This is a genomic window from Clostridium sp. AF27-5AA (assembly GCF_003478415.1).
Lineage (GTDB): Bacteria > Bacillota > Clostridia > Lachnospirales > Lachnospiraceae > Otoolea > Otoolea fessa.
Map to the genome: position 1 here is coordinate 28,250 of NZ_QUFH01000011.1, position 13,711 is coordinate 41,960.

Genomic DNA, 13,711 nt, shown 5'->3' on the forward strand with positions numbered 1-13,711 from the left:
AGAGAGTAGCTGTTGCTGGGTAGGCACTTTTGGAACCGAAAGTGCCGTAAGAAAACGTGGTGGCAGCAGGAATTTGCCGTATTTAAATGCGGCAAATTCCGTTACTGGGCACGTATGCGTGAACAGTAATAAGCTTCGTCCTATGACGAAAAAACGCTCCGCGGTATGCATACGCATTATCCTTTTTTAAGAAAAAAACATATGGATCGCATCCATCACGGCATCCGGCTGTTCTAACTGCGGCAGATGTTTGGTCTTTGGGATGATAGAGGACTCGATTGCGGAATTATAAATCTTGTAATCCTGAATCGTCGCCTCGATCATCGGTTCCTCGGAACCGCCGATGATGAAGATGCTGTTGTCGATCTTCCTGAGAGCATTGGAAATATTGCACTTGGTATAGCGGCATTCAATACTGGAGAAGATCGCTTTTGGACATTCACCGAGATGTGCGGCTTCGTGGCTGCGGTCGATCTGAACCGGTTTTACGGTATACGGATTGTAAAAATATTTGGTGCGGAATGCCTCTTCGATCATAGAGCGGCTGCACGCAATGTGGTAAATGAGCGTTCCAGCCAGCGGGAGATCCAGAAGAAGCTTATAAAGCTTGGCATTTTTACCCGGAAGCTGACAACAGTCGGTAAGGCTGCTCGGGTTGATGAGCATGATCTGATCAAACAGTTCTGGAGAGTTGCTGCACGCCATGATAGACAGTGCCGCTGAATCACCGGTGGAGAGAATGTTGGTCCGATGTCCGATCTCAGATTTGATAAAATCACAGATCAGCTGGACGAACAGGTAATTTGTGTAGGTCAGGTTCGGCTTCTCGGAACGTCCGCAGCCGAGAAGGTCGAGCGTGTAGACGGTGTAGGAGCGGCTGAGCTGTTCGCGGATGGATTCCCACTCATAGCCGCTCGATGCAAAGTGCAGATCGTGAATCAACAGAAGCGGTTTTCCGGAACCGCATTTTGTATAGTAGATATTTCCCAGCCGCCATTTGTAGCAGAGAGAATTCTCTTCCCGGGTCAGACCGCGGGAGGTGGCAGAAAATTGAATATATTTATTTAAAAGTGCCAGTGAAACTGCGCCGCCGGCGGACAGCATCAGGCAGGTCATGATCTTGTTTTTTGTGTTCATATAGAAAACTCCTTTTGAATCGAAAAATTAAACTCGAAAATATCTCATCAAGTAATTCTATTATACCATAAATACTAAATTCAGCTATCGCCTTTGTCTTGGCTTCATTAAGTATTTAGGTATGACTCGCACTAGGATCGAAAATGCATCGCTAAGTGTTCATATATATCATATGAACGTATTCTCACCCGTCCACTCACGAACCCGCGCTATCGCGCTCTACCGCCCTGCTTCGCATGGCTGTTCGTTCCTTAATGGCGCAAGAAAAGAATATGTCTGCTTCGCAGCCGCATTCTTTTCTTCTGCGCTCATTATATCACGATTCGCATCTTCGATGCTTACCGCTGCTGACGCAGCTATCGTGATCGCCATTCGCCGTTCGCCATAAATCTGCAAGCAGCTTTCTGGCTCACTTGCGCTCATTATATCATATTTTCCTGTATTCCAGTTCAGCTATTTCCAGCGTTTTTTCACAGAATATCTGTTCACAGATGTGTGCCCAAGTAACGGGATTTTGCCGATGCTTCGCATTTCAAATCGGAAAAATCTGCAACCAGAACTGTAGCGTTCGGAATTTTCAGTTTGGAAAATTTCTACCTGTGAACAGTTATGAACATGCCATTTTATGTAAACAAAATTTCATTGAAAATCAATATTAAATTCATTATAATGTTCACGTATCAAAAAATCAATCGATGGGGAAAGAAATGCGCGATATGATAAAGAAGGAAAATAAGTTATGCTTTCAGCATCGTATGGAACGGAAGACAGAGAAATCTTTTCAGTTGTCGGCGGGCAGGCAGCGGCTGCTGGCGGAAACGATACGCGAACTGAAGCAGGAAGGGCGCTTAGACGAGGAGAAGCTGGCGATGCAGCATGGTACGACATCCATTTACCGCCACAGCCTCAATGTTGCCTACACAAGCCTTTGGATGATGGAACGGTGGCAGATTCGCTTGGAACCAAAATCACTTGTGAGAGGGGCACTGCTGCACGATTATTTTTTGTATGACTGGCATCAGAAGGATTCCTCGCACCGCCTGCACGGCTTCCGTCACCCGAAAACAGCGCTTGGAAATGCACAGAGAGATTACCATTTAAATTGGAAGGAAAAAAATATCATCGCACGTCATATGTTTCCGCTGATACCGGTGCCGCCTCAGTGCCGCGAGGCATGGATTGTGTGTCTGGCAGATAAATGGTGTGCTCTGGGGGAGACGGTGGGGCCGATGTTTCACGTGAAACATTTTAAATGAAATTTTTCTAAAAAAGTAGGAAATGAGTTTTAAGTGTGTTATACTATTAGGCAAGACAAGAACGGGAAAAAGCTGGAAATCGCTGTGCGGATGCCTGCGGGAAGGCTTTTTCCTGTCTTTCATGTGAGATAAAACCGAGGAAATGGAAGGAATACGGTATGGGACGAACGATTGCGATTGCAAATCAGAAGGGCGGCGTAGGTAAAACGACAACGGCGATCAACCTGTCGGCATGCCTGGCAGAGGCGGGACAGAGGGTTCTGACGATCGATTTTGATCCGCAGGGAAATGCAACCACTGGTTTGGGATTGGAAAAAGAACAGATTGAAGATACAGTCTATGAGCTGCTTTTGGGCGATTGCACACTGGAGGACTGTCTGATGCGCGATGTTCAGGAAAATCTGGATGTTCTTCCTTCGGATTCGAATCTGGCAGGAGCTGAGATTGAACTTCTGGATGTGGAAAATAAAGAGTCGGTGTTAAACGGTTATCTGGAGACAATCCGCGATCAGTATGATTTTATTATCATCGACTGCCCGCCGTCGCTGAGTCTTTTGACGATCAATGCGCTGGTAGCGGCAGATACGGTGCTGGTGCCAATCCAGTGCGAATATTATGCGCTGGAAGGATTGAGCCAGGTACTCCGGACGATTGGTCTGGTCCGGAAAAAGATGAATCCGTCGCTGGAGCTGGAGGGCGTGGTATTTACCATGTATGATGCGAGAACGAATCTCTCCCTGCAGGTCGTAGAGAATGTAAAACAGAACTTAAATGAGCGGATTTACAAGACGATCATACCGAGAAATGTGCGACTGGCGGAGGCGCCGAGCCACGGAATGCCGATCAACCTGTACGACAGCCGTTCGACCGGTGCAGAGAGCTACCGTCTGCTGGCAGCAGAGGTGATCAGCCGGGGAGAAGAGCTGTAGGCAGGAAAATAACGGTGAAGTGAAATTCAGAAAGGATGCCTGCCGGGGGCGTCGGGAGGTTCGTGAGGAGGAAGGAAATGTCAAAGAGAACGGGGCTTGGCAGAGGACTGGGAGCTTTTTTTGGAAATGATTACGAGGATGCAGAAGCGGGAAAAAGCAGCGCAAAGCCATCGGATGAAGCCGGAAAAAAGACTTCCGTTCGTGAGACGGAACAGGAGATAGAGAAAAAGAGCCTGGAAGAGCTGGATATGGTGCTTCCGGGATCTAAAAAACAGAAAAAATCGGCGTCTGCCGGAAAGACAGCTGCGAAAACAGTGGGAAAAGGCAGCCGTGTGGGAGTTGCAAAGGCATCCGGAAAGACGACGACAGAAGGAAAAACCCGCACAGCCGGGGAGACGGCGGCAAAATCGAAGACACAGACGGCAAAAGCGGAGCCGGTCGTAAAGATCGTTGAGGTGGAAAAAGAGAAATTTCTAAATATTTCGGAGATTGAGCCAAATGTCAGCCAGCCGCGTAAGATGTTTGATGAAGAACAGCTCGGAGAGCTGGCAGAATCCATCCGCCGTTACGGCGTGCTGCAGCCGCTTCTGGTTCAGAAAAAGGGCGATCGTTATGAGCTGATTGCCGGAGAGCGCCGGTGGAGAGCTGCCAAACTGGCAGGATTTCGGGAAGTTCCGGTGATCGTGCGCGAGTATACGAGACAGCAGACGATGGAGATCGCCCTGATCGAGAATGTACAGCGTGCAGATTTAAATCCGATTGAGGAGGCGAAAGCCTACCAGATGCTGATTCAGGAGTTTGGGCTGCGTCAGGAGGACGTGGCAGAGCGCGTAGCGAAGAACCGTGCGACGATCACGAACAGCATGCGTCTTTTGAAACTGGATGAGAGAGTGCAGGAGATGCTGATTCAGGACCGGCTTACCGGAGGTCATGCAAGATCGCTTCTTTCGCTGGAAGATGGTGAAAAACAGTACCAGTTGGCGCTTAAAACAGTAGAAAATCATTTGAGCGTCCGCGAGGTCGAGCGTCTGGTGAAAGAGCTTTTGAAGCCGAAAAAGGCGAAAAAGAAAGCAGAGTCGGAACGCGATATGGAGGTCTTTTTCAAGGATGTGGAAGAGAAGCTGAAAGGAGTTATGGGAACGAAGGTTTCGATCAACCGCAAGGATAAGAATAAAGGCAGAATCGAGATCGAATACTATTCATCAGCGGAACTGGAACGTCTGATTGAGCTTTTGGAGTCATTAAGACAGTAATCACACAAAATTCGTCCCAGGGGACGGATGATGGGAAATGAGGAATGAAAGATGGAGAGCAGTATTTTTAGCGGGATTGGCATCGATCCGGGGGTTATCGTGATCGTTCTGGCGATCCTGACACTCATATCATTTATTGCGTCCGTCATCTGTTTTTCGCAGTATAGGAAGTTGTATCGCAGATATGATATGTTTATGCGGGGAAAAGATGCGGAGACGCTCGAAGACACGATCATGGAACTGGTGGATGAGACCGAGTATCTGCGGGCAAAGGACGGAGATACAAAACGCCTGGTGGATTCGGTTGTCTCCAAGGCGCAGGCTGGATACCAGAAAACCGGTATTGTCAAGTACAATGCGTTTAAGGGCATGGGCGGCAATCTGAGTTTTGTCATTGCCATGCTGGATGATAACAACACGGGATTTGTGCTGAATTCTGTTCACAGCCGTGAAGGCTGTTACCTGTATCTGAAGGATGTCGTAGAGGGCAAGACCGAGGTGCTTTTAGGAAGTGAAGAGAAGGAAGCACTGGAGCGTGCGCTTGGGTATAAGTAAAGAAAATAAAGGATAGAAATGAGGCGGCTGTATGTGTTGGCAGCAGCTGCGGATTGTAGTTAGAAGGAGTCAATATGCATCGTTTTTTGCGAGCTGCCGGATTTAGTATGTATCAGAAGAAGAAGGACATCCGTGCCCTGCTTCGCTGTCTGGCGAGAGAGGCGGGAACCTCCAGCTGTCTTCAGCTTGACAGGGAGACCGAATTATATGAGATCAAGACAGAAGTTGCGCCGGGGATCGGCGTGGCGATGTATGGGGAGCTGAATGAGCAGGATGAGATGGAGATAGAGTATTATTATCCCTATATCCTGAACGAGGAGGTAACCTCGCGGGCAGAATGTTCCATTCAGCGTCATACGGAGAAGGAAACCTATGCGGGGCTTCTGGATGAGTATAAGGTAGGGCTTTCGCTGATCTTTTATCTCTTGAATCCGATCGAATACAGGGAGTGTTACCGGAAAGAGCGCGAGCGCTTACAGGTGACTTCGGTCAGCCTGGCAGGATTTGCCAATCGGGGCAAGGTGCTTCTTCCGATCAAAAAGACGGCGCTGCAGATTGAAAAAGCCAAAGTGGCGGCGAAAAACCGGGATGAACTTTTGGAAGCGGCAAAAAATGGCGACGAGGATGCGATGGAGTCCTTAACAATCGAGGATCTGGATCTCTATTCGATGGCATCGCGCCGGGCGACGAGAGAGGATATTTATTCGATCGTCGATACAACTTTTATGCCAAGCGGGATCGAGTGCGATCAGTATTCGATTTTAGGCGAGATCAAAGAGGTTGTATGTAAGAAAAACCGGTTTACCGGCGAGGAAATCTATGATCTCAAGGTGGAATGCAACGAGCTGTATTTCCGCGTAGGTATCAATAAGATGGACCTGCTTGGAGAACCGCTTCCGGGACGTCGGTTTAAAGGAAAAATATGGATGATGGGAACGGCTCATTTTGCGTAAATGCCTATAAAAAATCGTCGCTTCCCAAAGTGCCTACCCGTGAACAGTTACACAGAAATTACATACGGAGCAGGCAGGAAGAGAAAATAGTTGCGGAACACATGAAAATGAATTATAATAAAATGCAGTATGAAAATACGATATATGTTTCACGTGAAACATATAAATCTCTGTAGCTCAGTAGGATAGAGCGTTCGCCTCCTAAGGTAGAACCATGGCGGAACCTTTTTGAAGAAAAAGGGTAGCGTTTGAGGATCACTTAAGGAAGCGAAATCTGAAAAATCAGAAGAGATAAGAAAGAGATAATTCATCACGAAAGTGATTGAGTTCATAAAGTTGGTCGCCGTGACCGAAAAGGCTGAAAAAGCCCGAAAATACGGCATTTGTTCCCATAGTTAAATGGATATAACAAGCGCCTCCTAAGGTTATGCTCTACCGGCCGCCTTACGATGAAAAGTGATCGTTACCAATTTTAATTGAATAGATGTCTCTGTAGCTCAGCAGGATAGAGCGTTCGCCTCCTAAGGTTGCGTTACAACGGCCACCTCAAAAAAAACTAAATAAGGGATTGCAGTTCGACTTTGATCGGGCTATAATCATATATCAGACACGTCCATATAGCTCAGCTGGATAGAGCACACGCCTCCTAAGCGTGGGGTCGGAGGTTCAAATCCTCTTATGGACGCCAGTGAACAACGCCGAAAGCCTTTGTTTTCAAGGGTTTTCGGCTTTTCTTATATAAAAAGCTACGAAAAAGCTCTTTCACTGTATGAGATAAAATTCTACTCCAAAATTTGATTTTTGACAACCCCTCCAGAATCGAACGGTTGTTATAAGACAAAATCGCCAGCTAATTTTTAGCAGAAAACGGGCTGTTCTTGCTAATGAAAATGCCCTTCCTGCTAATCAGCCCCAAAATCGTGCCAAAAATCCAGCTAATCAAAAAAGGCGGATGTTTTGAATACCATGCAGTTATAGCAGATAAAATTAAATATCGTTATGTACATAGAGCGTCTATTTGCCCCGCATTGGGGATGGATAGGCGCTCTTTTTTTATGCCCAAACCCATGGGCAAATACAAGAGATTGGAGGTGTTTTATTTGAGCAAGCCTGTTTATACCGCAGACAAGCCGAGCGACTGTCATTACTGCTACTTCTGGACGAATGGCAGAAAGGGCTGCCGTCTGGGTAGAAATAATTGCTACTACTTAATCTCTTTGCCGCCGAAACCCAAGTCGGAATGTGATGGCTGTCCCTATGGGCGAGATCACCCGTGCATTGGTTGGTGTACGAAGAAGGTTATGCGTGAAGTGGGGCTTCGTTGATATGGATGTGTATGAACAGGAATACCGCTTCTACTATTTTGCCCGATGTCCTTACGAAAAGACGGATACGACTTTCCGCAGCATTCCGCTGACAACAGAAAGTTTTCCGCAGAAAGAAGGTGGTGAAGCCGTGTGAGTTTTGATTATTTTTACGGTCAGCAATCCGATCTATTCACATTCTATCGAGTTCCGAAGGTGTTGTTCACGAACGAGAGGTTCTGGAATATTTCTGCCGATGCCAAGATGCTGTATGGCATTTTGCTTGACCGCATGAGCCTGTCTGCCAAGAATGGTTGGATAGATAAAAACGGTAGAGTGTATATCATTTTTACAATCGACGAAGCGAAGATGGCTCTGAACTGTGCTGAACAAAAGGCTATCAAGCTGCTCAGTGAACTTGAGAAGAAAGCAGGATTGATTGAACGTAAGCGCCAGGGTTTGGGAAAGCCCAACCTGATCTATGTGAAGAACTTTATCTCTGCTGTGGATTCACAACTCTTGAATTGTGAAAATCACAATTCTGGAACAATGGAAATCACAACTCAAGAACTTCCGAAATCACAATGTAATAATACTGATATTAAAAATACTGAATTTAGTGATACTGATTCTATCTTTCCTTCCGGAAATGGTGGAATGATGGACGAGAATGACCGGTATCAAGAATACTTTGATTATTTCTCGGATCAGCTCAGTATGGATTTGTTGAAGAAGGATTACCCTTACGATTCCGAAATGCTGGATAACATTCTGGAGTTGATCGTTGAAACAGTTTGCACGAAGCGACCGTTGATTCGCATTGGTGCAGAGGAGCGTCCGGCAGAAATTGTCCGCAGTCGGTTTATGAAACTGAATGCCGAACACATTCGATATGTTATGGACTGCTTCAAGGAGAACACCACAAAGATTAGAAATATCCGTCAGTATATGCTGACTACGATATACAATGCGCCGACGACAATAGACACCTACTACGATGCTCTTGTTCGGCACGATATGTCACACGGATATTTGGAAGGAGGATTTAAGAAATTGAAAATGAAGCGAGAGGAAGGAGAGTGACGATAAATGTCGAAAAAAGCAACCATCATTGCGGTGGTCAATCAGAAAGGAGGCACTGGAAAGACCACCACCACCGAGAATCTGGGCGTTGGCTTGGCTCTTGAAGGAAAAAAGGTGCTTCTGGTAGACACCGATCCCCAGGCTTCCCTGACGGTCAGTTTGGGCAATCCCTGCCCGGATGATCTGTCTCCGACACTTTCCGATCTGATGGGAAAGATTATGATGGAAAACCCTATTACTCCCGATGAAGGGATTCTTCATCATCCGGAGGGCGTTGATTTGGTGCCGTCCAACATCGAACTCTCAGGTATGGAGGTAGCACTGGTCAATGCCATGAGCCGGGAAACCATTCTCCGGCAATACCTGGATACAGTCAAACAGAATTATGATTACATTCTTCTTGACTGTATGCCGTCTTTGGGTATGCTGACCGTCAATGCGTTGGCAGCTGCCGACAATGTGCTGATACCGGTTCAGGCAGCATACCTTCCTGCAAAGGGTCTGGAACAGCTGCTTGGAACCATCAACAAGGTCAAGAGGCAAATCAACCCGAAACTGAGGATTGAAGGGATTCTTCTGACGATGGTGGACAGCCGCACCAACTACTCCAAAGACATCAGCAATCTGATTCGGGAGAGCTACGGCGGAAAGCTGAAGGTTTACAAGACCGACATTCCCCGCTCTGTCCGTGCAGAGGAAATCAGCGCAGAGGGAACCAGTATCTTCAAGCATGATCCCAAAGGCAAAGTTGCCGAAGCCTATAAAATTCTGACGAAGGAGGTGTTAAACAATGCAGAAAAAAGGCGCAAACATCAGCTTGAAGGGGTACGATGATATTTTCTCCACCGATCAATCCAGAGCTGAAGCCCAGCAGGAGCGTGTGCAGGAAATTCCGCTTTCTGAGCTACACCCCTTTGAGGGACACCCCTTCCGTGTGGTTGATGATGAAGAAATGATGAAAACGGCAGAGAGCGTCCGAGATTTCGGAGTTCTCACTCCTGCGATTGTCCGTCCTGACCCCGACGGTGGTTATGAAATCGTTTCTGGTCACAGGCGGCACCGGGCATCGGAGCTTGCGGGTAAGGAAACCATGCCTGCGATTGTTCGTGACCTGGACGATGATGCAGCCATTATTTTGATGGTTGATGCGAATTTGCAGAGGGAGAGTATCCTGCCGAGTGAAAGAGCATTTGCTTATAAGATGAAGCTGGATGCGATTAAACATCAAGGTCAACGCACCGATTTAACTTCATCCCAAGTTGGGATGAAGTTGCAGGCAATGGATATAGTCGGTCAGGAGGCAGGAGAAAGCAGAAATCAGGTACACCGTTATATCCGTCTGACCGAACTGATTCCGGAACTGCTGGATATGGTAGATACGGGTCAGATCAAATTCAATCCTGCGGTGGAGCTTTCCTATCTGGCAAGTGAAGAACAGAAGGATTTTCTTTCTGCAATGGATTATGCTCAAGCAGCTCCTTCCCTTTCGCAAGCACAGCGAATTAAAAAGCTCGCACAGGAGGGCGAGTGTACGCTGGATGCGATGTGCGAGATTATGAATGAAATCAAGAAGGGAGAGCTGGACAGAGTAACCTTCAAAACGGATTCGTTGCGAAAATACTTCCCGAAGTCCTATACCAACAAGCAGATGGAGGATAAAATCATTCAGCTTTTGGAGCAATGGCAGAAAAAAAGAGAAAAATCAATGGAAAGGTAAGGTAAAAAATGTTTACACCCAAAAACATTCAGGGCGCTTTGGAAGAACTCTACGACCTTTGCGATCCTGATTATATGGTAGATATGCTCGTAAACTACAGTGAGGAGTTCGATGATATTTCTCCTGCGCTTCTGGCAAAGTCGTTTCAGAAAAATGCCGAGATGATTAGCGAGTATCGAGTATTGTCCTCTGCTGGTGAGGGTATCGACTATCAGGGAAAGGTACTTCTGAACAGCAGAGCCGTGCGGCTTCTGTCCTATGTAGAAGATATGAGCGGCGATGAAAAAGTTCGCACGATTCAGAGCAAGGAGCTGTGGTTAGCAGAAGATATGACATTCTATGTGGTGTCCTGTATGTCTACGATCACGATGGACAAGGAAGAAGCCATTTGTCTTAACGAACACCGCAGCGTGGTTACTACGGTGGAATGCGAGGACGATATTTTCTTCGACATGGGTTCCCTGATTTGCGAACTGGACGATATTTGCTTGTTCGAGCTTTTAGCCGATGTGGATGCGACTATTTATGAACTGTAACAGGTTCATGGATGGTCGCTTTTCTTATTTCCAAAGAAACGGAGGTATCGAAACTTGAAAGAATACGATGTGAAGATCACCGAAACCTTGGAGAAAACGGTTACGGTGCAAGCAGAATCTCACGATGCGGCAGAGGAACAGGTTAGAGCCGCTTATTACAATTCGGAGTACATTCTGGACTCCGAAAACTTTACCGGTGTTGCGTTCGGCACGACCGAGGAACGGGAGGTTCAGAAAGAACAGGCAGATACCATGAATGTGTTGCTGGTAAAGCCGTTCATGTATCCGCAGGCTGTGCAGATCGGCTGTGAGCTGGAGGATTTGCAGAAAGCCGTAGGTGGCGATATTGAGGCAACTTATCCGTTCAATGAGCCGGTTGCACTGGTGATGCACGACGAAGGTAAACTCGTAGGCAAAGAACTGAACCGTGCGCTGCGTGATGATGACGGCGATATTTATGACATTATCGCCGGTGATTTTCTGGTTGTGGGATTGGGCGAGGATGATTTTTGTTCTCTGTCCCCGGAACTGATGAAGCAGTTTGAGGAACACTTTCATCAGCCTGAGACTTTTGTACGCATGGGGCGCAGCATTATGGCGCTTCCCCTGCCGGATGACATGGTGAAGAAAGAAGATGCACCTGTCAAAGCTGATTCGGTTCCCCACAAAAGTAACCCTGACCGAGATGTTCTGTAAGGAGGTTCTTATGCAAAGAAATTCGACGATTGGAGAGCTGATGGAGCGAAAGCGGATTCAGGATGGTGCCAAGGAGTACCAGGGACATACCTATATGGACTTGGCACGATTTGATGACGCCACCAAGCACATGATTATTTTCGATGTGCTGACCGATGAATCGCCTGTCGGTTGGAAAGGCGAAAGAAATCGCCTGTATTTGAGCGATGTGGGTTATCAGAAGGCTCTGGATAACCAGAAAGCTGGCAATATCAAGATTATCAGCCATGCCGCAGTTGCCAAGGGCAATCTGTATTACGACCACAGAGATATGGCACGATAATCTGTTCACTCTACTGCTTGCAGGAGGTGATGAATCATGCAGGAAGAAGTTGAAAACAGAACAGTAAACCTGGCGATCAGCACAACCAAGCTGACGGGGCGCACTATCATTGCCGGTATCCGCAAGTATTTGCAGCACCGGGAAAAAGTGAAGATGAAAAAGGCACGAGACCCTGCCGTTCATGGAAAGCAATCCGTGAAACAGCTTTTGGGACAGAATCAGGGTGCTACGAATGTTGAGATCGACAAAGAGAGTATCCGTGATTTTGAAAAGCTCGCCAAGAAGTATGGCGTGGACTTTGCCGTAAGAAAAGATAAGTCCGTTGATCCTCCCCGGTTTCTTGTTTTTGTCCGTTCTAAAGATGCAGATGCTTTGGATGCAATCTGCAAGGAACATCAGGCAAGGGCATTAACCAAGAATGAAAAGCCGAGCGTTCTGGCGCAGCTGAAGAAGTTCAAGGAAATTGTCGCAGCGATTCCGAAGAAGGTTCGAGAGAAGAAACAGGAGCGTGATCTGTGATGGATAAGAGAAAAATGAAAAAGCTCCTGATTCTGAATTTACCGTATTTTCTGGTAGGGTTGTTCGCTACGAATTTAGGAGAAGCATGGAGATTGGCTGAGGGGGCAGATTCATCTGCGAAAATCCTCAGCTTTTTTCATGCCCTTCCGATAGCCCTGAACAATCCGTTTCCCAGCTTTCACCCGTTGGATTTGCTGATTGGTATTCTCTGCGGCGCAGGACTTCGGCTGGCTGTCTATCTAAAAGGCAAAAACGCAAAGAAGTACCGACACAATGTTGAGTACGGTTCTGCTCGTTGGGGAACGGCAAAAGATATTGAGCCGTTTATTGCACCAAAGTTCGAGGACAATGTGATCCTGACGAAAACGGAGCGGCTGATGATGAGCAATCGCCCGAAGAATCCTGCCAATGCCCGAAATAAGAATGTTCTGATTATCGGCGGTTCGGGTTCCGGTAAAACTCGCTTTTGGTTGAAGCCAAACCTTCTCCAGATGCACAGTTCCTATGTGGTCACTGACCCGAAAGGCAGCATCGTGATTGAGTGCGGCAACGCCCTTTTGAAGCATGGCTACACCATCAAGATTTTCAACACCATCAACTTTCAGAAGTCGATGCACTATAACCCATTTGCCTATATCCATTCAGAAAAAGACATTCTGAAACTGGTGACAACGCTGATTGCCAACACAAAGGGTGATGGAAAAGCCGGTGATGAGTTCTGGACGAAGGCGGAAACGCTGCTCTACTGTGCCTTGATCGGATATATCCACTATGAAGCTCCGGTTGAGGAACAGAATTTCTCCACCCTGATTGAGTTCCTGAACGCAATGGAGGTGCGGGAAGATGATGAGGAGTTCCAGAACCCGGTGGATCTGATGTTTGAAGCCCTGGAAAAGAAAAAGCCGAATCACTTTGCAGTCCGTCAGTATAAAAAATACAAGCTGGCTGCCGGTGTTGTATGCTCTAAAAGACTTCTTAATCAAGCGGTTGGGAAGTCTCTTAGAACACACAACCTAAAACCGAAGAAAGGAGCGCAAGTTATGAGAAAAAACGAGAAAATCACAGCTCTTTACGAGCGATTGAGCCGTGATGACTTTGGCAAAGATGATGACCAACAGCGTGAGAGCAATTCCATATCCAATCAAAAGGCAATGTTGGAGGAGTTCGCCGCACGGCAGGGCTTTACAAACATTGTCCATTTCACGGACGATGGCATTAGTGGTACTTGCTTTGACCGTCCCGGATTTTTAGCAATGATGAAAGAAGTGGAAGCCGGGAATGTGGAGTATTTGTGCATCAAGGACATGAGCCGCATGGGTCGTGACTATCTGAAAGTCGGTCAGATTATGGAAATCCTGCGTCAGCGTGGCGTTCGCCTTATCGCCATCAATGACGGCGTGGACAGTGCCAGAGGGGACGATGATTTTACCCCTTTCCGCAACATTATGAAC

Annotated in this window: 15 protein-coding genes and 1 tRNA gene; 15 read left to right on the top strand and 1 reads right to left on the bottom strand. The window is 47.0% G+C overall.

Annotated elements, in window-relative coordinates:
• Window positions 1–186 precede the first annotated feature (186 nt).
• Complete coding sequence (locus DWY89_RS11115; protein WP_022358786.1) at window positions 187–1,137, bottom strand: alpha/beta hydrolase; 951 nt, start codon at window positions 1,135–1,137, stop codon at window positions 187–189.
• A 716-nt stretch (window positions 1,138–1,853) separates the two neighbouring features.
• Here DWY89_RS11115 and DWY89_RS11125 point away from each other — a divergent pair.
• The 15 genes from DWY89_RS11125 to DWY89_RS11200 all read left to right on the top strand — a co-directional run.
• Complete coding sequence (locus DWY89_RS11125; protein ID WP_243022818.1) at window positions 1,854–2,393, top strand: HD domain-containing protein; 540 nt, start codon at window positions 1,854–1,856, stop codon at window positions 2,391–2,393.
• Between the two features lie 158 nt (window positions 2,394–2,551).
• Window positions 2,552–3,322 carry an AAA family ATPase gene (locus DWY89_RS11130; RefSeq protein WP_107000951.1) on the top strand — a complete coding sequence of 257 codons (771 nt, stop codon included), beginning with the start codon at window positions 2,552–2,554 and terminating at the stop codon, window positions 3,320–3,322.
• Window positions 3,323–3,399: 77 nt separating this feature from the next.
• Window positions 3,400–4,575, top strand: coding sequence for a ParB/RepB/Spo0J family partition protein (locus tag DWY89_RS11135; protein ID WP_118524686.1), 1,176 nt, complete (start codon window positions 3,400–3,402; stop codon window positions 4,573–4,575).
• A 51-nt stretch (window positions 4,576–4,626) separates the two neighbouring features.
• Window positions 4,627–5,130: a DUF4446 family protein gene (locus DWY89_RS11140; RefSeq protein WP_107000950.1), complete on the top strand. Its 504-nt coding sequence runs from the start codon at window positions 4,627–4,629 to the stop codon at window positions 5,128–5,130.
• 74 nt (window positions 5,131–5,204) lie between these two features.
• A complete protein-coding gene (locus tag DWY89_RS11145) occupies window positions 5,205–6,083 on the top strand; it encodes a DUF3881 family protein (protein WP_118524687.1) in 879 nt (292 codons plus the stop codon).
• A 611-nt stretch (window positions 6,084–6,694) separates the two neighbouring features.
• Window positions 6,695–6,771, top strand: a tRNA-Arg gene (locus DWY89_RS11150).
• A gap of 569 nt (window positions 6,772–7,340) precedes the next feature.
• On the top strand, window positions 7,341–7,544 hold the full coding sequence (locus DWY89_RS11160) for a hypothetical protein (protein ID WP_223385014.1): 204 nt from the start codon (window positions 7,341–7,343) through the stop codon (window positions 7,542–7,544).
• On the top strand, window positions 7,541–8,470 hold the full coding sequence (locus tag DWY89_RS11165) for a DUF6017 domain-containing protein (protein WP_002304312.1): 930 nt from the start codon (window positions 7,541–7,543) through the stop codon (window positions 8,468–8,470). The genes DWY89_RS11160 and DWY89_RS11165 overlap by 4 nt, the downstream gene beginning before the upstream one ends.
• A gap of 6 nt (window positions 8,471–8,476) precedes the next feature.
• Window positions 8,477–9,304 carry a ParA family protein gene (locus DWY89_RS11170; protein ID WP_002304313.1) on the top strand — a complete coding sequence of 276 codons (828 nt, stop codon included), beginning with the start codon at window positions 8,477–8,479 and terminating at the stop codon, window positions 9,302–9,304.
• Entirely contained in the window at window positions 9,261–10,187 is a 927-nt protein-coding gene (locus DWY89_RS11175; protein WP_002304314.1) for a ParB/RepB/Spo0J family partition protein, read from the top strand. Before DWY89_RS11170 ends, DWY89_RS11175 begins: the two co-directional genes overlap by 44 nt.
• Window positions 10,188–10,195: 8 nt before the next feature.
• Entirely contained in the window at window positions 10,196–10,723 is a 528-nt protein-coding gene (locus DWY89_RS11180; protein WP_002304315.1) for a hypothetical protein, read from the top strand.
• 54 nt (window positions 10,724–10,777) lie between these two features.
• Complete coding sequence (locus tag DWY89_RS11185) at window positions 10,778–11,419, top strand: DUF3846 domain-containing protein (protein ID WP_002588969.1); 642 nt, start codon at window positions 10,778–10,780, stop codon at window positions 11,417–11,419.
• Window positions 11,420–11,429: 10 nt separating this feature from the next.
• On the top strand, window positions 11,430–11,741 hold the full coding sequence (locus tag DWY89_RS11190; RefSeq protein ID WP_002304317.1) for a DUF5720 family protein: 312 nt from the start codon (window positions 11,430–11,432) through the stop codon (window positions 11,739–11,741).
• A 36-nt stretch (window positions 11,742–11,777) separates the two neighbouring features.
• Window positions 11,778–12,260 carry a PcfB family protein gene (locus DWY89_RS11195; protein WP_002304320.1) on the top strand — a complete coding sequence of 161 codons (483 nt, stop codon included), beginning with the start codon at window positions 11,778–11,780 and terminating at the stop codon, window positions 12,258–12,260.
• Window positions 12,260–13,711: type IV secretory system conjugative DNA transfer family protein (locus tag DWY89_RS11200; protein WP_182434578.1), on the top strand; the 1,452-nt coding region annotated here is incomplete at its 3' end. The genes DWY89_RS11195 and DWY89_RS11200, both read left to right, overlap by 1 nt.

Bases quoted from the DNA above. Each gene is read 5' to 3' on its own strand.
- DWY89_RS11115 (WP_022358786.1), bottom strand. From the start codon at position 1,137: ATGAACACAAAAAACAAGATCATGACCTGCCTGATGCTGTCCGCCGGC.
- DWY89_RS11125 (WP_243022818.1), top strand. From the start codon at position 1,854: ATGATAAAGAAGGAAAATAAGTTATGCTTTCAGCATCGTATGGAACGG.
- DWY89_RS11190 (WP_002304317.1), top strand. From the start codon at position 11,430: ATGCAAAGAAATTCGACGATTGGAGAGCTGATGGAGCGAAAGCGGATT.
- DWY89_RS11130 (WP_107000951.1), top strand. From the start codon at position 2,552: ATGGGACGAACGATTGCGATTGCAAATCAGAAGGGCGGCGTAGGTAAA.
- DWY89_RS11170 (WP_002304313.1), top strand. From the start codon at position 8,477: ATGTCGAAAAAAGCAACCATCATTGCGGTGGTCAATCAGAAAGGAGGC.
- DWY89_RS11145 (WP_118524687.1), top strand. From the start codon at position 5,205: ATGCATCGTTTTTTGCGAGCTGCCGGATTTAGTATGTATCAGAAGAAG.
- DWY89_RS11160 (WP_223385014.1), top strand. From the start codon at position 7,341: ATGGGCGAGATCACCCGTGCATTGGTTGGTGTACGAAGAAGGTTATGC.
- DWY89_RS11195 (WP_002304320.1), top strand. From the start codon at position 11,778: ATGCAGGAAGAAGTTGAAAACAGAACAGTAAACCTGGCGATCAGCACA.
- DWY89_RS11135 (WP_118524686.1), top strand. From the start codon at position 3,400: ATGTCAAAGAGAACGGGGCTTGGCAGAGGACTGGGAGCTTTTTTTGGA.
- DWY89_RS11140 (WP_107000950.1), top strand. From the start codon at position 4,627: ATGGAGAGCAGTATTTTTAGCGGGATTGGCATCGATCCGGGGGTTATC.
- DWY89_RS11180 (WP_002304315.1), top strand. From the start codon at position 10,196: ATGTTTACACCCAAAAACATTCAGGGCGCTTTGGAAGAACTCTACGAC.
- DWY89_RS11175 (WP_002304314.1), top strand. From the start codon at position 9,261: ATGCAGAAAAAAGGCGCAAACATCAGCTTGAAGGGGTACGATGATATT.